Annotated in this window: 15 protein-coding genes; 8 read left to right on the forward strand and 7 right to left on the reverse strand. The window is 66.4% G+C overall.

Going from position 1 to position 18,551, the window contains the following annotated elements; all coding sequences use genetic code 11:
- The first annotated feature begins 52 nt into the window (after window positions 1-52).
- Together BCEP18194_RS27025 and treA are read left to right on the forward strand one after the other, a co-directional pair.
- Window positions 53-682, forward strand: a complete 630-nt coding sequence (locus BCEP18194_RS27025; protein ID WP_011354457.1) for a TetR/AcrR family transcriptional regulator — start codon at window positions 53-55, stop codon at window positions 680-682.
- 136 nt (window positions 683-818) lie between these two features.
- Complete coding sequence (treA, locus tag BCEP18194_RS27030; RefSeq protein ID WP_011354458.1) at window positions 819-2,555, forward strand: alpha,alpha-trehalase TreA; 1,737 nt, start codon at window positions 819-821, stop codon at window positions 2,553-2,555.
- A 104-nt stretch (window positions 2,556-2,659) separates the two neighbouring features.
- Here the strand turns inward: treA and BCEP18194_RS27035 are convergent, their stop codons facing one another.
- Entirely contained in the window at window positions 2,660-4,147 is a 1,488-nt protein-coding gene (locus BCEP18194_RS27035) for a carbohydrate porin (RefSeq protein ID WP_011354459.1), read from the reverse strand.
- Between the two features lie 124 nt (window positions 4,148-4,271).
- Window positions 4,272-4,541: a hypothetical protein gene (locus BCEP18194_RS27040; protein WP_011354460.1), complete on the reverse strand. Its 270-nt coding sequence runs from the start codon at window positions 4,539-4,541 to the stop codon at window positions 4,272-4,274.
- A 1,066-nt stretch (window positions 4,542-5,607) separates the two neighbouring features.
- Here BCEP18194_RS27040 and BCEP18194_RS41755 point away from each other — a divergent pair.
- Window positions 5,608-5,745 (forward strand): hypothetical protein, encoded by a 138-nt coding sequence (locus BCEP18194_RS41755; protein WP_167316036.1) that lies wholly within the window; start codon window positions 5,608-5,610, stop codon window positions 5,743-5,745.
- A 116-nt stretch (window positions 5,746-5,861) separates the two neighbouring features.
- A complete protein-coding gene (locus BCEP18194_RS27045; RefSeq protein WP_011354462.1) occupies window positions 5,862-7,508 on the forward strand; it encodes an Nramp family divalent metal transporter in 1,647 nt (548 codons plus the stop codon).
- A 122-nt stretch (window positions 7,509-7,630) separates the two neighbouring features.
- Here BCEP18194_RS27045 and BCEP18194_RS27050 read toward each other — a convergent pair whose 3' ends face one another.
- Entirely contained in the window at window positions 7,631-8,536 is a 906-nt protein-coding gene (locus tag BCEP18194_RS27050; RefSeq protein ID WP_011354463.1) for a helix-turn-helix transcriptional regulator, read from the reverse strand.
- 284 nt (window positions 8,537-8,820) lie between these two features.
- On the opposite strand from BCEP18194_RS27050, the gene BCEP18194_RS27055 reads away from it, so the two are divergent.
- Together BCEP18194_RS27055 and asnB are read left to right on the forward strand one after the other, a co-directional pair.
- Window positions 8,821-9,654 carry a helix-turn-helix transcriptional regulator gene (locus BCEP18194_RS27055; RefSeq protein ID WP_011354464.1) on the forward strand — a complete coding sequence of 278 codons (834 nt, stop codon included), beginning with the start codon at window positions 8,821-8,823 and terminating at the stop codon, window positions 9,652-9,654.
- A 264-nt stretch (window positions 9,655-9,918) separates the two neighbouring features.
- Window positions 9,919-11,886, forward strand: coding sequence for an asparagine synthase (glutamine-hydrolyzing) (asnB, locus tag BCEP18194_RS27060; protein WP_011354465.1), 1,968 nt, complete (start codon window positions 9,919-9,921; stop codon window positions 11,884-11,886).
- 19 nt (window positions 11,887-11,905) lie between these two features.
- Here asnB and BCEP18194_RS42475 read toward each other — a convergent pair whose 3' ends face one another.
- A complete protein-coding gene (locus BCEP18194_RS42475; RefSeq protein WP_425266339.1) occupies window positions 11,906-12,247 on the reverse strand; it encodes a hypothetical protein in 342 nt (113 codons plus the stop codon).
- A gap of 365 nt (window positions 12,248-12,612) precedes the next feature.
- Window positions 12,613-13,011: a winged helix-turn-helix domain-containing protein gene (locus BCEP18194_RS27070; RefSeq protein ID WP_011354467.1), complete on the reverse strand. Its 399-nt coding sequence runs from the start codon at window positions 13,009-13,011 to the stop codon at window positions 12,613-12,615.
- A gap of 427 nt (window positions 13,012-13,438) precedes the next feature.
- Between BCEP18194_RS27070 and BCEP18194_RS27075 the strand changes: the two genes are divergently transcribed.
- Window positions 13,439-14,641 carry a Fic family protein gene (locus tag BCEP18194_RS27075; RefSeq protein ID WP_011354468.1) on the forward strand — a complete coding sequence of 401 codons (1,203 nt, stop codon included), beginning with the start codon at window positions 13,439-13,441 and terminating at the stop codon, window positions 14,639-14,641.
- A gap of 121 nt (window positions 14,642-14,762) precedes the next feature.
- Here the strand turns inward: BCEP18194_RS27075 and BCEP18194_RS27080 are convergent, their stop codons facing one another.
- On the reverse strand, window positions 14,763-16,973 hold the full coding sequence (locus BCEP18194_RS27080) for a xanthine dehydrogenase family protein molybdopterin-binding subunit (protein ID WP_011354469.1): 2,211 nt from the start codon (window positions 16,971-16,973) through the stop codon (window positions 14,763-14,765).
- A gap of 2 nt (window positions 16,974-16,975) precedes the next feature.
- Window positions 16,976-17,437 carry a (2Fe-2S)-binding protein gene (locus tag BCEP18194_RS27085; protein WP_011354470.1) on the reverse strand — a complete coding sequence of 154 codons (462 nt, stop codon included), beginning with the start codon at window positions 17,435-17,437 and terminating at the stop codon, window positions 16,976-16,978.
- 181 nt (window positions 17,438-17,618) lie between these two features.
- Between BCEP18194_RS27085 and BCEP18194_RS27090 the strand changes: the two genes are divergently transcribed.
- A complete protein-coding gene (locus BCEP18194_RS27090) occupies window positions 17,619-18,542 on the forward strand; it encodes an AraC family transcriptional regulator (protein ID WP_041493219.1) in 924 nt (307 codons plus the stop codon).
- Window positions 18,543-18,551 lie beyond the last annotated feature (9 nt).

Consider the following 18,551-nt stretch of genomic DNA (forward strand, 5'->3'; position numbering starts at 1 on the left):
GGCATTTCTAGAATATGAGCGTTTGCTCATATACGAAACTCGCATTCCGACCATGTCCGAATCGTCTCCACGGATTCCGTTGTCGCCCCGCAAGGCGCCGCGCCAGCGCCGCTCGCTGGCCACCGTCGACGCGATCGTCGAGGCCGCTGCTCGCATTCTGGAGCGCGACGGCTTCGACGGTTACACGACGAACGCGGTCGCGGCGCTGGCCGGCGTGAGCATCGGTTCGCTCTATCAATACTTCCCGAATCGCGATGCGCTGACGGCTGCGCTCGTCGAGCGCGAGAGTGCGCATCTGCTCGACGATGTCGACCGGGCTGGCGCGCTGTCGTCATGCGACGACGTACTGCGCGCACTGGTGCGCGCGGCCGTCGCGCACCAGATGCGCCGCCCCGTGCTCGCGCGGCTGATCGATTTCGAGGAGGCGCGGCTGCCGCTCGGCGCGCGCACCGCACGCGTCGCGGATCGCATCCACGCGACGCTGCTGCACGCGCTCGCGCTGCGCGATGCGCCGCGTGTCGCGGCGCCCGATGTCGTTGCACACGACCTGCTCGCGATCGTGAAAGGGATCGTCGATGCAGCGGGCGCGCGCGGCGAGACCGATGCGGATGCGCTCGACGCCCGTGCGTGGCGGGCCATGCGCGGCTATCTGCGCGAGTCGCGCGAATCGAAACTTGCTTGATGTGCACGTTTCGTGCGACAGTCGGACCCACTCGCACCACAAAACGACGCGTATCGATCGAGGGCCATCGAGACGAGCGCGCGCGCGAACGAGACCTCGTGCCGACCCACTCACCATCGAAAGGAGGGGACACGTCATGACGTCACGTCGTGCCGCATCGATTGCATCTCGATTCTCATCGCGCTTCTCAAGCCGTCTCTCACCGCCTCTCGCCCCACCCGCGCCGCGTCTTCGCTGGGCCGCCGCACTCGCCGTTGCGTATCTCGCCGTTGCCGGCTGCGCCGCACAGGCCGACAACGCGAACCAGGCCGCGCAGGCAGCAGCCCAGTCGTCACCGCCGGCCACGGCCGCAATTGCCGCCCCCGCATCGGGCACGCTGCTGCCGCCGCCGAGCCAGCTCTATGGCGACCTGTTCGTCGCGGTGCAGACCGCGCAGATCTATCCCGACCAGAAGACCTTCGTCGACGCGACGCCCGACAGCGATCCCGCGACGATCGTGCAGTTGTATCAGCAACAGAAATCGCAGCCGGGCTTCTCGCTGAAGGCGTTCGTCGGCCAGCATTTCACGCCGCCACCGGAAGGCGGCGTGACGCCGCCGCCGAACCAGACGCTGCGCCAGCACATCGACTGGCTGTGGCCGCAGCTCACGCGCACGAGTGCAACGGTGCCGCCGTACAGCTCGCTGATCCCGCTGCCGAAGCCGTATGTCGTGCCGGGTGGCCGCTTCCGCGAGGGCTACTACTGGGATACCTATTTCACGATGCTCGGGCTGCAGGTGTCGGGCCGTGAGGATCTCGTCGACAACATGCTCGACAACTTCGCCCATCTGATCGACACGATCGGGCACATCCCGAACGGCAACCGCACTTACTACGCGAGCCGCTCGCAGCCGCCGTTCTTCGCGTACATGGTCACGCTCGCCGCGCAGGCCGAAGGCGACAAGGTCTATCAGAAATACCTGCCGGAACTGCGCAAGGAACATGCGTACTGGATGCAGGGCGAAACTACGACGCCGCGCGGGCAGGCCACGCGCCATGTGGTCGCAATGCCCGACGGCACGGTGCTGAACCGCTACTGGGACGCGAGCGATACGCCGCGCGACGAGTCGTATCTCGAGGATGTGACGACCGCGAAGTCGGTGCCGGCGCGTCCGGCGAACGAGGTCTACCGCGACCTGCGCGCGGGCGCCGAAAGCGGCTGGGACTACAGCTCGCGCTGGTTCGGCGACGGCAAGACGCTCGCGACGATCCGCACGACGTCGATCGTGCCGGTCGACCTGAACAGCCTGATGTTCCATCTTGAGACGACGATCGTGAAGGGCTGCACGGTCACGCGCGACGTGGCATGCGTGACCGATTTCTCAGCGCGCGCGGCGCGGCGTGCGGCCGCGATCAACCGTTATCTGTGGAACCGGCGCGGCTATTACGGCGACTACGACTGGCAGCAGCGCAAGCCGCGCGACGCCGTGACGGCCGCCGCGCTGTATCCGTTGTTCGCGGGCGTTGCGTGGCCCGAGCGCGCGAAGGCGACCGCGCGCGAGGTGCGCAAGACATTGCTGCAGCCGGGCGGCCTCGCGACGACGACCGAGAACACCGGGCAGCAGTGGGATGCGCCGAACGGCTGGGCGCCGTTGCAGTGGATCGCGATCGACGGGCTGCGGCGCTACGGCGAACCGGCGCTTGCGAAGGACATCGGCACGCGCTTCCTGTCCGACGTGAAACATGTGTATGCGACCGAAGGCAAGCTCGTCGAGAAGTACGTGGTCGAAGGCGCCGGCACGGGTGGCGGTGGAGGCGGGGAGTATCCGCTGCAGGACGGTTTCGGCTGGACCAACGGCGTCACGTTGAAACTGCTGGGGCTGTACGGCGAGTGACACGCGGCGCGGGCCGCGCGCTGGCACCGCACGAGAACGCACGGGCCGGACTGTCGCGCAAGCGGCCGTCCGGCCCGTGTCTGCATCCGCCTGGCTTCAGGGCGTTAGAACGTGATCGTCGTGCGCACGCCGACCACCGTTTCGTCGCCGATGCGTGCACCGGCTGCGTTCGGGTTCGGGATGCCGCCGCCCGGACGGAAGAAGTGCTGCAGGTCGGCCTGCATCTGCCACCACGGCGTGACCTGGTACTGGTAGGTCGCCTCGACGACCGTTTCCGCACGGCGCACCGGATAGCCGGGCGTCGTGTAGACGCCGGTGTCGCCGTCGAGGCCGCGCGCATGCGAGCCGATCTTCGCGTAGCCGACCGCGATGCCCGCGACGTCGTTGTCGCGACCCTTGAACGGCGCTTTCAGCGTCACGCCTGCGTTGGCGGCGAAATCGACGGTATTGCGGTCGCCCGGCGCACCCATCACGCGCGCGAACACGTTGACCGAGCGCGGGCTGTCGGCCGACGGCCGCCATACCATCTGGTCCGCGACCGCGTAGAACGAGTAGTTGCCGCGATGGGTGGCGGCAATGCCGTTGCTCTCCGGATTCGCGAGCGACAGACCGTCGGTGCCGTAGCGCGGGTCGTTCGCATGCTGCGTCTGATACCAGAAGCCGAGCTTGTACGTGCCCGGCAGGCCGGCCGGCTGCGGTGCCTTCGGATCGGCGGGCGGCGCGTTCAGCGCGTATTGCACTTCGCCGATCACGAACGCGCCGCTCCGCAGGTTGAAGTTGGTGCCGTGCGCGTTCAGCACTTGCGCATCGCCGTCGCTGCGGCCGGCCGGGTTGCCGTCGAACACGCCGATCATCGCGGTCCATGCATCGGACGGCTTCACGCGCAGCCGCACGCCGAGCGACGACAGCGGATACGCGGGGCCGCCGGCCGGCAGGTCGGTCGACGGCAGCACGGGCCAGCCGAACGTCGCGTTCATGAACGTCGCCGCGTTCTGGCTCACCATGAATTCCTGGTCGACACTCTGCTGGCCGACCTTCACGTCGACCTTGCCGTCGAGCAGCGACTGCTGGTACCAGAGTTCCCACAGGCGCGTGGTCGAATTCGCTTCGATGCCGGTCGCGGTCTGCAGCGTCTGCAGATAGCGCTGCGTGAGGTTGGTGCCGTGAATCTGCAGCGCCGACACGTTGAACGTGCCGCCCGGCAGGCCGACCGCCTTGCCCGTGTCGACGTTGAAACCGAATTGCGTGAGCCCCTGGTACGCGCCGCCGCGATTCGTGCCGCCCGACGTGTTGTACAGGTACTCGCTGGTTTCCTGCAGGCTCAGTGTGATGCCGTGATCGCCGAGCACGTCGCGCAGGCCGCCCATGTTGCCGAGCAGGTTCGAACGCTCCCAGAAGCCGGTGGGGGCGGGCGCGGCAGCATCGGCGGCCTGTTGTGCGGGAGCGGCGGCGTCGCTGGCGCCGGCCGCCGGTTCGGTTGCGGCAGACGACGATGCTTGCGCGAACGCGGGCGTGGCGGCGAGCGACAGCAGCAGCGTGGCGAGCGCATTGACGCGAAGCTTGCGCGGGACGGGTTCGAGGTAGTTCTTCATGTGGGTTCCGTTGTCGGTTTGATTAGTTAAGCTGAAGAAACGAAAACGTGATGCGGGAAGCGTGGCGAGACGAGGCGGTCGCACGGCGGCGCCTGGCGCGTGGCACGGCTGCGCGACGGGGGATTTACGGCAGCCAGCCGCCGATGCGCCACACCTGCGCGAAGCCGAGGCGCGACGCGGCCGAGCACAGCAGCGCGACGAGCGCGACGGCGGCAGCCATCATGGCGACCAGCAGGCAGTCGAGCGGGCGGGGCGCTGCCGGCACGTGGGCGAGCGCGGTGCCGCGCCAGTTGCTGAATGCGTGGGCGAGCGGCGAGAGGCCGGATACGAATGAGCGGTCGCATGCGAGATGCACGATGCGCTTGAGTCTGACCGCGAACGATTGAAGAAACATGACGCTGCCTCCGTCCGGTCCGGCTCGGGCCGGACGACGTGATCGAGCGCGGGCGCGTGACGCGGCCTGCGGTCGGAGGGTGGAACGTGGTGGAGCGTGCAACGGACGAACCGGCGATGGCCGGCTCGGGAGGAAGCGCGCTAACCCGACGAATGCGAGCTAGCGGCGTATGACATGCGTCTGGCTGCTATCTCGCGATGGCTTGGCCGGCCTGGACCGGCATCGAACTGCAACTAGAGCATGTGTCCACGGAGGGACTCCTGTGATGAATTGCGGCGGATTGTATTCGGGTCGTTTGCTGCAGCGCAAGTAAAAAACGCACAAAAAGCGCCGTGTGTGGCGCGCGTGTCGCCATGGATCGCTGCGGCACGAGGGCGGAACGACGAGAGGGCGGCAGGGCGCCGCGCCGTTGTTCGCACACATCGGAGCGTGACCGCAGCGTGATGCGCTGAAAGGTTTCGGCACGTCGTTTCAAGGGCAAATCTTTCAGTGCCGCAAAGCAGGAAATTTATTTCGAGAAATGGGGTTGGTAGGGGTTGACTTCACTTTCGGGCCGTCCATAGAATCCGCCATCTTCACTCTTGGGGCCGCCGCCTTGGACGCCTGCAGTAGTCGATCTTCGAACGAAATTTCCGCCTGAGCGACCGACGTCCGCGCCTCATCGAAGCCGCCGTTTGTCTCCCAGGCAAACGGTGCGCGCAGCAGTATTCCGCAGCAAATTCCTACGTGCACCCTGATTCGCGCCGGTTAGCGTGATGCGTTTTCGCATGCGCCGTCCGGTTTTGCCGCCGCCTGGCAGGCGGCCGCGTTCGCGCATCCCTTTCCCGGGTGCGAATGCCGGCCCCCATGCCTGACGGCGGTCAACCGTGTTCTCCGGAACACCGCACAGGAGCCGCCATGAACGACAGTGACAGTTGTCCCTTATGCCCGTTGCACGCACAGACCCTTTTGAACCCGGGTCGCAGGGACAATCCGGCCGACTAGCCTGACACGTCGTTCAGGCCCCGGACTGGCCCCGCGCCCAACACGCGGCCGGCAGCCTGCCGTCGCCGCACGGAGCCAGATCATGAACTTCGGCCTTCTGCTGTCGAATCTCCCGCACGTCACGGAATCGCGCAACCACTACGACGCGATGCTGATGCTCGACGCCCGTCCGCGGGTGTTCTCCCGCCTGTTGAACCAGTTGAAATCGTTGATCCGCTGAAAGATGCACCGAGTGCGTCTCGGCATGCGCACACGCGACCGCCATCGAGCGGTCGCCCCGCGCGCATTCCAAGATCGCTTGCTCGCCAGATAACCATTAGCCGTACGGAACACATCATGTCCACGCCATCCAACGTTTCTCCACCGATCGCCGTCGAACGCAGCGCCGTGCTCGACGAAGCCCACCTGGGCGACATCCGCGGTGCGCTCGGTACCATCGCGCATCACGACACCGGCTCGCGCGGCACGTGGTGGGCGCGCCTGCGCACGCTGCTCGCGATCATCGGCCCGGGCCTCATCGTGATGGTCGGCGACAACGACGCCGGCGCATTCGGCACCTACACGCAGGCCGGCCAGAACTACGGGACGACGCTGCTGTGGACGCTGCTGCTGCTCGTGCCCGTGCTGTACGTGAACCAGGAAATGGTGCTGCGCCTCGGCGCGGTCACGGGCGTCGGCCACGCACGCCTGATCTTCGAACGCTTCGGCAAGTTCTGGGGCGCGTTCAGCGTGATCGACCTGTTCCTGCTCAATGCGCTCACGATCGTCACCGAGTTCATCGGCATCACGTTCGTGCTGGATTTCTTCGGGCTGCCAAAGGTGGCCGGCGTGTGCGTGGCCGCGGCACTGACCATGGCCGCGGTGAGTACCGGGGATTTCAGGCGCTTCGAGCGGTTCGCGATCGGGCTGTGTGTGCTGAGCCTGCTGCTCGTGCCGGTGCTCGTGTCGATCCATCCGCCCGTCGCGCAGATGTCGCGCGATTTCTTCGTGCCGAACTGGCCCGCGCACGCGAAGCTGTCGGACGTGATGCTGCTCGTGATCGGCATCGTCGGCACGACCGTCGCACCGTGGCAGCTGTTCTTCCAGCAGAGCTACGTGATCGACAAGCGCATCACGCCGCGCTTCATGAAGTATGAAAAGGCCGACCTGTGGATCGGCATCGTGTTCGTGCTGATCGGCGCGGTCGCGATGATCGGTTTCAGCGCCGCGCTGTTCAACGGGCATCCGGAAGCCGGCAACTTTACCGATGCGGGCGGCATCATCGCCGGCCTCGAGAAGTATGCGGGCCGCACGAGCGCGACGCTGTTCGCGGTGGCACTGCTCGACGCGTGCATCATCGGCGCGGCGGCCGTGTCGCTGTCGACGGCCTATGCCATCGGCGACGTGTTCAAGATCCGCCACTCGCTGCACCGCGGCGTGTCCGATGCGAAGGGCTTCTATCTCGTGTATTTCGGCATCGTCGCGGCCGCGGCCACGCTCGTGCTGATTCCGGGCAGCCCGCTCGGCCTGCTGACCGAAGCCGTGCAGACGCTCGCGGGCGTGCTGTTGCCGAGCGCGACGGTGTTCCTGCTGGTGCTGTGCAATGACCGCCAGGTGCTCGGCCCGTGGATCAACTCGACGAAGCTCAACGTGTTCACGGGCGCGGTGATCTGGGTGCTGGTGCTGCTGTCGATCATTCTCACGGCGTCGGTGATGTATCCGGATATCAGCGGCGAAGCGATCGTCGACGTGCTGGTTGGCGGCACCGTGCTCGCGATCGCGGGCTATATCGCCACGGTATTGATCCGCCGCAACAAGCGCGTGGTCGAACCGGCCGTCGATCGCTCGTTGCGCGACACGTGGCGCATGCCGCCGCTCGACACGCTCGAGCCGCAGAACATGACGGTCGCGACGCGGATCTGGATGGCCGTGCTGCGCGGCTATCTCGTGATCGCGGTCGGTCTCGTGATCGTCAAGGTCGTGCAGATGACGCTGCTGAAGTAACGCAGGTCGTCTTCCAGGAAGCGGCGCCGGACCCGGCACCACGCCGCAACCCGCACATGCCGGCCTCCGTGGCCGGCATGTGCGTTTACGCGTCCGCTTGCGGCACGCCGCGCGCGCCGACGTCAGATCAGTTCGAGCTTCGACGTCAGGTACGTGAGCTGGATCCGGTTCGCGACGCCGAAGCGCTTGCGCAGCTTGCGCAGGTGATAGTCGACGTTGTGCGCGCTCGTGTCGAGGCGCCGGCCGATCTCCTTGTCGGAGGCGCCTTCGGCGATGCCGAGCAGCAGTTCCTGCTCGAACGGCGTGAGCCCGTTCACCGCGCGCTCGCGCGACGTCGAGATCAGCTGCGGCGACGCGAACTTGTGCACCGACAGCCCGATCGACAACGCCTGCTCGATCGTCGCCGGCGTGATCCATTCGCGCGTGCGGCGCGGCGCGGTGAAGCTCATGAACGCGTGCAGCCGCGTGCCGGGCACGGCCATCGAGTACATGATGCCGCTGCACATCCCGTCGTCCTGCATGTTCTGCAGGAAGCCGTCGAGCGCGGCCGGCGTCACGCGCGGGCCGTCGTCGCGCTCGCGATGTTCGCGGCGCAACTGCTGCAGGTCCCACACGATCGGCATGTTGCACACGCGCGCGCCGAGCGTGCGCGGATCGATGTCGTGATGGTTGTGCCGCACGTAGTCGCCGCGATAGGTGGCCGGCGTGAACGCTTCGTGCAGGTAGAGACTTTCGACGCGCTCGTGCGCGAATTCGAGCGCGAAGTACGCGAACGTCGAGAAGCCCGTCAGATGCAGCAGGCTCGCGACGATGCGGCTGCGCTCCGCCGTGCTCTGCGCGTGCGCGAGCGTATCGGCGACGCCGAGCTTCGGTGCGTGCGGCTGCGTGATGTCACCGCGCTTCACGTCGTCGCACCAGACGACCTGCACGGGGCGTTCCCGCAGCACGTCCGGGCACGTGTTCAGCCCGTGCGACGTGCGGGAAAAGGTTGGGGCGACCGCTTCTTCATGCAATGCAATATCGGACATGTGCCATCCCTCGGAATCGACACGCATCGCCTGGCGGCGGCCGTATCGTGTACGGCATTCGCGGCGGTGCGATCGAGCATCGGTGTGATATGCGCCGATCGTCATCCCTGACGAAACGCGGGGGCATTGTACAAAAATGCCTGTGTATGCGTAATATGCCGTAATACTAATGGCGGCGGAAGATTCCTATTCGCACGCATATCACGCCGACCAAAAAATCCATAAAGCAAAGACCAGATCGTGACGGGGCGCAGGTTCACATATTGGGAAAGGGCGGGCTCCTCATGACATATGCTGACGGCGCACCACGCGTCGAGTGGTTCTCGCAAGCCGATATCGCAACGGCTGCGACGTATTCGAATGAATATCAGGCAATCGGGCACGACGTTTTTACCGGCACGCAAATCGAACCCGGTAAAACCGACCTGGCTTCGCTCGATTTCGCGCAATGCCATGCGCGCTTGCGGCAAATCGGTTTCAGTACGCTCGGTTATGGCGCGTTCGAAATGATCGGGCGGCGCATCCTGTGCGCGCATCTGCTGCGAGACCTCGCCCCCGCGACTTTCATGCAGCCGTTTATCGAAGGCATGCTCTACGAGAGCGACCCGCGGTTCGCGCAGGTGCGGCAGAGCGGCTTTCCGGTCGCGTGGCGGCTCGACGAGATCGAAGCGGCCGCACAGGGCAGCGGCGATCGAAAGATGCTGGCGCTCGCCGGCCATCTGCGCGCGCACGGGATGAACAGCGGCGTGCTGTTTGGCCTGTCGGCGCCGCGCCTCGACCTGCGCGTCGCGGTGAACGTGACGTCGGAGACGCACGGCACCGAATGGATCGACGATCGCGTGATCGGCGGTGCGCTGTCGGTCAGCCTCGCAGTACATCGCGTCGCGCTGCCGTTCCTCGAAGCACGTATTGCACGCATGCGCGGTTTCGCGCTCGGCGACGAGCAATTGCAGGTGCTCGACCGCCTCGTGCACGGGTTGTCCGACCAGGAAATCGCGAGCGCGCTGCGCACGTCGCTGCACAAGGTCGGCCACCACATCCGCTCGCTCGAAAAACTCTTCAACGTGCAGAACCGCGCGCAGCTGGCGTATCTGGCGGCGCGCCGCTTGCCGTCCTGACGCTGTCCGTCCCCGGTTTTCTCCGCGTGACCCGATGACCGTCGTGCCGGCCCTCCGTGGTGGCCCGGCGGGCCGTTTCGGCTGCGCGCGCTGGCGCGATGCGTACACGCTGCTTGACAGCGCTTTTTTCGAGTGATTGCCGCATTCACCTGTGAATTATTGCTGAATTATTTCTTCGTAATATGGCTCGACCGTCACGCTGGACGGCGGGCCGCGAGGTTGCGCCACGCGTGACGGAACTGGTCAACAGGGGCGGACAAATCAATGTGCGGAATCGACGGCTTTCTGAATAGCGTCGCCTTCGATGAGGAGACAGCGCGCGGCACGCTCGCGCGCATGACGGCAAGCCTCGCGCATCGCGGGCCGGACGGGCAGGGGATCTGGGTCGACCCGGAAGCCGGCATTGCGCTCGGCCACCGGCGGCTCGCGATCGTCGACCTGTCGGTACACGGCCGACAGCCGATGGCATCCGCGTGCGGCCGCTACGTCATGGTCTTCAATGGCGAAATCTACAACCATCGCGAACTGCGCGCGGAGCTCGAGCGCGCGGGTCGTGCACCGGCGTGGCGTGGCCACTCCGACAGCGAGGTGCTGATCGCGGCGATCGTCGCGTGGGGTGTCGACGCGACGCTGCGGCGCGCGACCGGCATGTTCTCGATCGCGCTGTGGAATCGAGAATCGCGGGTGCTGACGCTCGCGCGCGACCGGATCGGCGAGAAGCCGCTCTACTACGGCCGGATCGGCGACGCGCTCGTGTTCGCGTCCGAACTGAAGGCGCTGCGCGGCTATCCGGGCTTCGATGGCGCGATCGACCGTGACGCACTGTGCCTGTACCTGCGCCAGTCGAGCGTGCCCGCGCCGCACACGATCTATCGCGGCATCCACAAGCTGCCGCCCGGCACGTATATCCAGTTCGAGCATGCGCGCGACACGCCGCGCCTGCGTGCGTACTGGACGCTCGAGCAGGCGATCGAGGACGGTCGCGCGCAGCCGTTCGAGGGCAACGCCGACGAGGCCGTCAGCCAGCTCGACGCGGTTCTGCGCCAGGCCGTCGCGCGGCAGATGGAGGCCGACGTGCCGCTCGGCGCGTTCCTGTCGGGCGGCGTCGATTCGTCGACGATCGTCGCGCTGATGCAGGCGCAATCGTCGACGCCGGTCGACACGTTCACGATCGGTTTCCATGAAGCGGGCTACGACGAAGCCGGTTATGCGAAGGCCGTCGCGCGTCATCTCGGCACGCGCCATACCGAGCTCTACGTCACGGCCGACCATGCGCTCGGCGTCGTGCCGAAGCTGCCGTCGATCTACGACGAGCCGTTCTCCGATGCGTCGCAGATCCCGACCTTTCTCGTCTCGGAGATGACGCGCCGGCATGTGAAGGTGAGCCTGTCCGGCGACGGCGGCGACGAGCTGTTCGGCGGCTATACCCGCTACTTCCTGACGCCGCGCCTGTGGCGCAAGCTGCATCGCGTACCCGGCGCCGTGCGGGCGCGGATCGCCGCCGCGCTGCATGCGTTGCGGCCCGATCATGCGGACCAGCTCGCGGCCGTCGCGCAGGGTGCGTGGGGCGGCGTGGAGGCGCGCGAATCGGCAACGCGCATCGGCGATCGCCTGCACAAGCTCGGCCACGTGATGACGGCCGAGAGCCGCATCGGGCTGTATCGTCTGCTGATGTCGTCGGTGCATCATCCCGAGCGCCTCGCGCTGTCGGGGCAGGAGCCGGCGACGCCGCTCGACACCGTATCCGCGTGGCCCGCGCACCTGAGCTTCGCCGAGCAGGCGATGGCGATCGATACGCTCACGTACCTGCCGACCGACATCCTCGCGAAAGTCGATCGCGCGGCGATGGCGGTGAGCCTCGAAACGCGCATGCCGTTCCTCGACCATCATGTCGTCGAATTTGCGTGGCGCATGCCGGCGGACCTGCGTTTGCCGGAAGGACAGTCGAAGGCGCTGCTGCGTCGGCTGCTCGACCGGTACGTGCCGTCCGCGCTGATCGACCGGCCGAAGCAGGGCTTCTGCGCCCCCGTCGATCACTGGTTGCGCGGCTCGTTGCGTGACTGGGCCGAGGCGTTGCTGCGGCCGTCGCGGTTGCGCGAGGAAGGCTTCTTCGATGCGGCTGCGGTCGAGCGCCTGTGGCGACAGCACGTAACCGGCCGGATGAACTGGCAGCACCAGTTGTGGACGGTGCTGATGTTCCAGGCCTGGCTGGAGGCACAGCGCGCCACGTAAGCGGGCGCGCTGCGCGGCGTCACTGATCGAGGCAGCGCATGCAGCGCCGCTTCGCGTCGCTCGATGGCAGGCCGCGGCACATCGTCATCACGGGCCGTGCATGGCACGACGGCGGATCGGCGGAGGCTGCCGGCGACGCCATCCGGCGCGCGCGATCGGGCGGCGTGGTCGCGGCGGCATCCATGCGTCGCTGGCGTGCAGGCGGCGCGTCGCGCCCGGCGCTGCCTTCGTCAGGATTGCCCGACGTCATCGACGCGACGTGCAGCGTGTTGTCATTCGTTGCACGAGCAACGGGCGACGCCGCACACGCGAGCGCGGCCAGCGCGGTCAGGCAGGCGGCGACGGTTCGCGAAGCGCGCATGTTCATATCCGTTCCATACGTTTCGGTGCCGGCGGCGCGGAGCGCGCGCGGCTGCTGCGTCGATTGTAGGGACGGCAATGGCCGTGTGTCACGCCGCAATCCGTAGTCTCGAACATCGGCGGCGGTGGCCGGAGCGGAAGCGACGAAGCGTGGTGTACGAGGATGCGCGGCCGCCGACGCTCAAAAGCTCAAAAGCCCAAAAGCGACCGCCGCCCGGAGGCGGCGGTCGGGTCGCGACTGGCTGGCGGGCCGGGCGGCGTGCAGGCCGCGCCCGACGGGCGGGCCGCGACGCGCTGCGGATTGGCGCAGCGCGGTGGGGGGAGCGTAGCCGGTGCGCCGCGAGCGAGCGGCGCGCGGGCGAATCGTCAGGCGTAGTCGGCGGCCATCACGGCCTGCGGTGCCACGCGCAGGATCGGCGCCGCGTCGTGGCGCTCGACGTGCGTCATCGCCGCACCGAACAGCACCAGGCGATAGCCGACCGCGTAGATCGGGATGATGCGCAGGTTCTTGTCGTGATCGAGCTGCAGCTTCGAACGGATACGCGAGATATGGGTGTCGAGCGTGCGCGACGACACGCCGAGTTCACGGCCCCACACGGCTTCCTGGATTGCCTGCCGCGGCACGATCTTGTTCATGTTGTCGAGCAGGAATTCGACGACGTCGAATTCACGCGGCGTGACATCAATGATCTTGTTGTCGATTTCGATCGTGCGGCGCACGAAGTTGATTTTTATGTTGTCGATGTACAGGTATTTGCAATCCATGGTGGCCCTCGCATGTCCATAAAGGAGTGTTTGCGGGACCTATGTTGCAACTTCCGGGCCAGGGACAGGATCGTCAGTAATCGAAAGCCGACGGCACCGCCGCAGGCGGCGCGGCAGCCTTGAATTTAAAAGAATTTTTAACGGGAGGCGCGCGGCGGACAAAAAAGGGGCCGGGGCAACGGTGAAGGATTGTTACGTAGCATCGGCGGGCGACGTTACGGGCGTTACGTCCGACGTAACGTGCGGGGGTAGGCGGGAACTGCATGGGTTACACACTCGCAGCGCGAGTAGGAAGTCGGGTAAATGAAACCCTACATGGAACCCTACATTCAACCCTACTCATTCAATGGGAAAGTTTATATAAATCATCAACATAAGTGAATATAATTGCCGACAACGAACCCTACATTGAACCCGACAGCGAAGTATGACCACCGTCGCTACCTTCGAACCGCTATTTCCCGAGGATCGCGTACTCGATCCGCTCCTTGAGCAGGCTGCGGAACTCGTCGATTCATCGCATCGGCTGCTTGCCGTACGCGATACTCCGCTGGCCACCGCGCTCGTGCCGCAGTTGCGCGCCATGAATTCGTACTACACGAACAAGATCGAAGGGCAGCATACGACGCCCGCCAAGATCGAGGCTGCGCTGCATCGGGATTATTCGACCGATATTGTCGAGCGTAAGAAACAACGCTTCGCGGTCGCGCATATCGCGACGGAAGCGGCGCTCGAGGAGGAATGGCAAACGCTTCCCGTTGCCGCGCTCTTCGAGCCGACACGAATTTCGGCCATTCACGATCGCTTCTTCTCCGGTTTGCCGGTCGATGAACGACTGACCGGTGAAGGAAAAGCCATCGCCCCTGGCGAATTTCGCCGCTTGGATGTGACAGTGGGGCGTCATCTCGCCCCGGAGCCCGAGATGGTCGAGCCATTGCTTCAGGCCTGGGCGACACGTTATGCCCGCATTCGAGCCAAAGAGTATCAACTGATCGGCATTGCCTGTTCGCATCATCGCCTGACCTGGGTGCACCCGTTCATGGATGGCAACGGCCGGGTGGCGCGTCTGCATTCGCATCTCGCACTACGCGCAGCGGACCTGACCCATGGTCTTTGGTCGCCGCTCCGGGGGCTGGCGCGGGAACACGAACAGTATTACGCGAGGCTGAGCGAGGCCGACCAGACGAGACGCAACGATCTGGACGGCCGGGGCAATCTGTCCCAGGAAGGGCTGGTCAAATTTGCCCGCTTCTTTCTCGACTGCTGTCTGGACCAGGTCGGTTTCATGGTGAGTATGACGGAGTTCGAGGGGGTGACCGGGCGATTACTGGATCTGCTGCGATACCTGGAGGCCAATCCGTGGACCATCAGTTCGGAAAAATCGGTCATCAAACCGGAAGCTGCGGCGCTGGCCATGGAGTTCGTGGCGCTACGCCGAACGGTCACGCGAGCGGAATTTTCCCAGATGCTCGGTGTGAGCGACGTACTGGCGCGCCGGATCGTCCGTTCGCTGCTGGATTGTGGACTGCTGACTTCGCCGTCGCATCGCGGTGAACTGTCCTTTGGATTGCCGCTGAGCGGCCTCCGTTTTCTTTTTCCGAGGCTCTGGCCCGAAGTCGACCTGGAGTGAGCGTTGCCGGTCGAGCGCGCCATTGGGCGTTGGTTTTCGTCAGCGTTGCGCTTTCTGCGAGGGGCCGACAATCGCCGGCCGCAAGACGTCTCCGCGCCGCGGCCGGCGTTCCGCACCTTCGTCAAGCCTTCGCGCTGTCCGCCGAATCGAACGGCAGCACGTAATGCCGCTTGCCCGTCGCCGCGAAGATCGCGTTCGCGACCGCCGGCCCGACCGGCGCGACGCCCGGCTCGCCGACCCCGGTCGGGGCTTCGGCCGACGGCACGATATGCACCTCGACCTTCGGCATCTCGGCCATCCGCAGCACGTGGTAGCCGTCGAAGTTGCGCTGCTCGACCTGGCCGTCCTTCAGCGTGATCGCGCTGTGCATCACCGCGCCGAGCCCGAAGCCGATGCCGCCCTCCATCTGCGCGGCGACGATGTCGGGATTGATCGCGATCCCGCAATCGACCGCGCACACCACGCGCTCGACCTTCACCTTGCCGTCCGCGTCGACCGACACCTCGGCCACTTGCGCGACATAGCTCTTGAACGCCTCGGCGACCGCGATCCCGCGCCCGCGGCCTTTCGGCAGCGGCTTGGCCGGATCCCAGCCGGCCTTCTGCGCGGCCAGGTCCAGCACCGCGCGCATGCGCGGCTCCTTCGCGAGCAGGTCGCGGCGGAACGCGTACGGATCCTTGCCGGCGGTGTGCGCGGCTTCGTCGATGAACGCCTCGACCGCGTACGCCGTGTGCGAGCTGCCGACCACGCGCCACCACAGCACGGGCAGGCCGACCTTGGTGGTGGTGAGCTCGACCGACACGTTCGGCACCGCGTACGGCAGGTTCGCCGCCCCCTCGACCGAGGTGGCGTCCACGCCGTTCTTTACCATGAACGCCTCGAACGGCGTGCCGGCGAGGATCGACTGGCCGACGATCCGGTGGCGCCAGCCGACCAGCTTGCCGTCCGCCGTCAGCCCCGCGTCGAGCTTGTGGAAGTACATCGGCCGGTAGAAGCCGCCCTGGATGTCGTCCTCGCGCGTCCACTGCAGCTTGACGGGCTTGCCGTCCGCGCCGAGCGCCTTCGCGATCGACACGGCCTCGACCACGTAGTCCGACCACGCGTTCGCGCGCCGGCCGAAGCTGCCGCCCGCGTATAGCGTGTGGATCTGCACCTGCTCGGGCTTCAGGCCGGCCGTCCTGGCCGCGTTGGCCTGGTCGACCGTCTGGAACTGGTCGCCGGCCCAGATCTCGCAGCTGTTCGCCGTCAGCTTGACGACCGCGTCGAGCGGTTCCATCGGCGCGTGCGCCAGATACGGGAATTCGTACGTCGCGCTGATCTTGCGTGCGGCGCCCGTGATCGCCGCATCGGCATCGCCGTCCTTGCGTGCCGACGTGCCCGGCTTGTCGGCGAGCTGCCGGTATTCGTGCATGATCTCGTCCGAGCCGCGCTTTTCGGCGTTCGTTTCGTCCCATTCGACCTTCAACGCGTCACGGCCCTGTTTTGCGGCCCAGAAGCCGGTCCCGACGACCGCGACGCCACCGGGCACCTGCACGACCGACACGACACCCGGCACGGCCTTGGCGTCCGTCGCGTCGAACGACTTCACCTTCGCGCCGAAGCGCGGCGGGCGCTGCAGCAGCGCGACGCGCATGCCGGGGAAGGTCGTGTCGAGCGTGAAATGCGCGGTACCGTTCGATTTGGCCGACGCGTCGACGCGCGGAATCCGGTGACCGATCAGCTTGAAATCGGCCGGCTGCTTCAACGCGACCTTGTCGGGCACCGGCAGCTTCGATGCATCGGCGACGAGCGTGCCGTACGCGGCCGTCTTGCCGCTCTTCGCATGCGTGACGACGCCATTGGCCGTCGTCAGCTCGCTCGCCGGCACTTTCCAGCGGGCCGCCGCGGCCGAGACCAGCATCGCGCGAGCCTTGCCGCCCGCCTCGCGCAGTTGCTGCCACGAGTTCGACATGGCCGAGCTGCCGCCCGTACCCTGCATCGTGCCGAACGCGAGGTTCGCGTAGCGTTTCGCATCGGCGGGCGCGCTTTCGACGCGTACGTGCGACCAGTCGGCGTCGAGCTCCTCGGCGACGATCGTCGCGATGCCTGTATACGCGCCCTGGCCCAGCTCGACGTGCTTCGCGATGACCGTGACGGCGCCGTCGGGCGTGATGCGCAGGAATGCGTTCGGCGCGAAGTCGGCGGCGGGTGGGGTCGCCGCCAGCGCGCGACGGCCGAGGCCGGCCCATTCGAAGCCGATGGTCAGGCTGACGGCGGCCGCGGCGCCGGCGGCTTTCAGGAACGTGCGGCGCGATGGACGCACCGAACCGGTGTTGTCGAGTTCGATCGTCATGGTCAGGCTCCCAGCGTCGCGGCCGCGTCGTGGATCGCCGCCCGAATGCGGGCGTAGGTCGCACAGCGGCACAGGTTGCCGTTCATCGCGGCGTCGATGTCCGCGTCGGTCGGCTTCGGGTTCTGTTCGAGCAGCGCGGTGGCCGACATGATCTGGCCGGACTGGCAGTAGCCGCACTGCGGCACCTGCAGCTTGACCCAGGCGGCCTGCACGGCGTGCGCGGGCTTGCTCTGCAGGCCTTCGATCGTCGTGATGTGCTTGCCCGCGATGCCGGCGAGCGGCAGCACGCACGAGCGGACGGCCTGGCCTTCGAGATGCACGGTGCACGCGCCGCACTGCGCCATGCCGCAGCCGAACTTCGTGCCGGTCAGTCCCGCGTGTTCGCGAATCGCCCAGAGGACGGGCATCGACGGATCGGCATCGAGCGTGACGTTCTTGCCGTTCAGGACAAACGAGGTAGGCATTTTGATTGTCTCCGTGGGGAAAACCCGGCATGCGCCCGGTTAGCGGGCAGTGTGCGCGAGCAGCCGATTTTTGCGTCTACCCAATCCTGCAAATTTATTGAACAATCCTGCAAATCCCCGGCAGGTCGCGGGTGGTTTCGCTATGCTCCCGCGACATGAGGAAATCTATCGAGGACGCGTCATGGACATGACCGATATCGTGACGTCGCGCGAATCCGGGCGGCGCGAGCTGGCGATGCTGATCAGCCGCTTCGCACCGGCGGACGGCTCGCATTCGACGGCCGTGCCGGGTTTGATGCTGCACCGGCACACGCGCCCGGTCGATATGGGCTGCGGCGTGTCGCGGGCCGCACTCGTGATTGCCGCACAGGGCGCGAAGCGCGTGATCGTGGCCGGCCAGGCTTACGAGTACGACGCGCAGAATTGCCTGATTACATCGATCGACTTGCCAATCCTGTCGCGCGTGACGCGCGCGTCGCCGGACGCGCCGTACCTGTGCCTGTCGCTGACGCTCGATCCGCAGCGCATCGTCGAGCTCGCGGCCGAGATGCGGTTGCCCGAACCCGATGCGGGCCCCGAAGGCGAGGGGATCGCGCTCGCCGAACTGACGCCGCCGCTGCTCGATGCTGCGCTGCGGCTGATGCGGCTGCTCGATACGCCGGCCGACATTGCGGTCGTCGCGCCGCTGATCGAAAAGGAACTGCTGTACCGGCTGATGACGAGCGGGCAGGGCACGCGGCTGCGGCACATGGCGATCGCGGGCAGCCAGACGCACCGGATCGCACGCGCGATCGAATGGATTCGCGACCACTTCGCGGAGCCGATGCGCGTCGAGTCGCTCGCGCAGGCGGTCAACATGAGCGTGTCGTCGCTGCACCATCATTTCAAGCACGTGACGACGCTGAGCCCGCTGCAGTACCAGAAGCAGCTGCGGCTGCACGAGGCGCGGCGGTTGCTGCTGCGGCAGGGCGGCGATGTCGGGTCGGTGGCCGCCGTCGTCGGCTATGAAAGCGCGTCGCAGTTCAGCCGCGAATACAGCCGGCTGTTCGGCGCGCCGCCGATGCGCGACGTCGTGCAGTTGCGGAAGAAGGAACTGCTCGGCTGACGGCGCACC

It is taken from the genome of Burkholderia lata (genome assembly GCF_000012945.1).
Taxonomy (GTDB): Bacteria; Pseudomonadota; Gammaproteobacteria; order Burkholderiales; family Burkholderiaceae; genus Burkholderia; species Burkholderia lata.

What these genes read in the sequence shown, in the direction of transcription:
- BCEP18194_RS42475 (WP_425266339.1), bottom strand. Translation starts at nt 12,247, where the DNA reads ATGCGCGCTTCGCGAACCGTCGCCGCCTGCCTGACCGCGCTGGCCGCG.
- BCEP18194_RS27025 (WP_011354457.1), top strand. Translation starts at nt 53, where the DNA reads ATGTCCGAATCGTCTCCACGGATTCCGTTGTCGCCCCGCAAGGCGCCG.
- BCEP18194_RS27050 (WP_011354463.1), bottom strand. Translation starts at nt 8,536, where the DNA reads ATGTCCGATATTGCATTGCATGAAGAAGCGGTCGCCCCAACCTTTTCC.
- treA (WP_011354458.1), top strand. Translation starts at nt 819, where the DNA reads ATGACGTCACGTCGTGCCGCATCGATTGCATCTCGATTCTCATCGCGC.
- BCEP18194_RS27080 (WP_011354469.1), bottom strand. Translation starts at nt 16,973, where the DNA reads ATGACGATCGAACTCGACAACACCGGTTCGGTGCGTCCATCGCGCCGC.
- BCEP18194_RS27055 (WP_011354464.1), top strand. Translation starts at nt 8,821, where the DNA reads ATGACATATGCTGACGGCGCACCACGCGTCGAGTGGTTCTCGCAAGCC.
- BCEP18194_RS27045 (WP_011354462.1), top strand. Translation starts at nt 5,862, where the DNA reads ATGTCCACGCCATCCAACGTTTCTCCACCGATCGCCGTCGAACGCAGC.
- BCEP18194_RS27070 (WP_011354467.1), bottom strand. Translation starts at nt 13,011, where the DNA reads ATGGATTGCAAATACCTGTACATCGACAACATAAAAATCAACTTCGTG.
- asnB (WP_011354465.1), top strand. Translation starts at nt 9,919, where the DNA reads ATGTGCGGAATCGACGGCTTTCTGAATAGCGTCGCCTTCGATGAGGAG.
- BCEP18194_RS27085 (WP_011354470.1), bottom strand. Translation starts at nt 17,437, where the DNA reads ATGCCTACCTCGTTTGTCCTGAACGGCAAGAACGTCACGCTCGATGCC.
- BCEP18194_RS27075 (WP_011354468.1), top strand. Translation starts at nt 13,439, where the DNA reads ATGACCACCGTCGCTACCTTCGAACCGCTATTTCCCGAGGATCGCGTA.
- BCEP18194_RS27040 (WP_011354460.1), bottom strand. Translation starts at nt 4,541, where the DNA reads ATGTTTCTTCAATCGTTCGCGGTCAGACTCAAGCGCATCGTGCATCTC.
- BCEP18194_RS27035 (WP_011354459.1), bottom strand. Translation starts at nt 4,147, where the DNA reads ATGAAGAACTACCTCGAACCCGTCCCGCGCAAGCTTCGCGTCAATGCG.
- BCEP18194_RS41755 (WP_167316036.1), top strand. Translation starts at nt 5,608, where the DNA reads ATGAACTTCGGCCTTCTGCTGTCGAATCTCCCGCACGTCACGGAATCG.
- BCEP18194_RS27090 (WP_041493219.1), top strand. Translation starts at nt 17,619, where the DNA reads ATGGACATGACCGATATCGTGACGTCGCGCGAATCCGGGCGGCGCGAG.